Here is a 1307-nt window from a genome sequence, read left to right as displayed (position 1 = left end):
TGGTCTTGGCGGCCTTCGCGGCGCGCAGCTTCTCGAAGAACCGGGTCGCGAAGCCCGGCTTGTTGTCCTGGCGCGCCCGGCCCACGGCCATGTCGCCCGCCGGCACGTTGTGGGTCACCACCGTGCCGGTGGCGGTCATCGCGCCGTCGCCCAGCGTCACCGGCGCCACCAGCATGGTGTTGGAGCCGATGAAGGCGTCGCGGCCCACCGTGGTGCGGTGCTTGAACACCCCGTCATAGTTGCAGGTGATCGTGCCCGCGCCGATATTGGTGCCGGCGCCGATATCGGCATCGCCCAGATAGGTCAGGTGGTTGATCTTGGCGCCGGTGCCGATCTGCGCGTTCTTGATCTCGACGAAGTTGCCGACATGCACCTCCTCGGCCAGCTCGGCGCCGGGGCGCAGCCGGGCGAAGGGGCCGACGGTCGCGCCGCGCGAGACGTGGCAGCCCTCGAGATGCGAAAAGGCGCGGATCCGCGCGCCGCTCTCCACCGTCACGCCGGGGCCGAACACCACGTTGGGCTCGATCACCGTGTCGCGGCCCACCACCGTGTCGCGCGCGAAGCTCACCGTCTCCGGCGCCACCAGCGTCACCCCGTCCTCCATCGCCCCGGCCCGGGCCCGGGACTGGAACGCGGCCTCGGCAGCGGCCAGCTCGGCGCGGGTGTTGATGCCCAGCGTCTCGGCCTCGTCGCATCGCACCACCTCGGCCCCGAGCCTGGCCTCGCGCGCGAGGCCCACGATGTCGGTCAGGTAGTACTCGCCCGCGGCGTTGTCGTTGGTCACCCGGTCGAGCAGCTCGAACAGCGTCTCGCGATCCGCGGCGATCACGCCGGAATTGCACAGGGTGATGGCGCGGGTGGCCGCGTCGGCATCCTTGAACTCGACGATCCGCTCGAGGCTGTCGCCCGACGTCACCAGCCGCCCGTAGCGGCCCGGATCGGCGGCCTCGAAGCCCAGCACCACGACGTCGGCGCGGGTCCGGGCCCGGCGCATCGCCTCCAGCGTCTCGGGCCGGATGAAGGGCGTGTCGCCGTAGAGCACGATCACGTCGCCCGAAAAGCCCTCGAGCGCGGCGCGGGCCTGGCGCACCGCGTGGCCGGTGCCGTCCTGGCTTTCCTGGCGCACCGTGACGACGCCCGCGTCGAAGCCGGTCGCGGCGCGCTCCACGGCTTCGGCGCCATGCCCCGCGACGACGATCATCCGCGACGGCTCCAGCGCCATGCCGGCCGCCATCGCGTGATGCAGCAGCGGCGCGCCCCCGATCTCGTGCAGGACCTTCGGCAGGTCCGAATTCATCCGCGTGCCC

The 1307-nt window shown here is 72.1% G+C and carries 1 protein-coding gene; it reads right to left on the bottom strand.

Going from position 1 to position 1307, the window contains the following annotated elements; all coding sequences use genetic code 11:
• The coding region (gene glmU, locus O4G76_RS19820) for a bifunctional UDP-N-acetylglucosamine diphosphorylase/glucosamine-1-phosphate N-acetyltransferase GlmU (RefSeq protein WP_269398878.1) at nucleotides 1-1307 on the bottom strand (1307 nt) is incomplete at both ends.

It is taken from the genome of Limimaricola sp. G21655-S1 (genome assembly GCF_027213785.1).
Taxonomy (GTDB): domain Bacteria; phylum Pseudomonadota; class Alphaproteobacteria; order Rhodobacterales; family Rhodobacteraceae; genus Limimaricola.
This window is presented reverse-complemented; position numbering and strand designations above follow the sequence as displayed.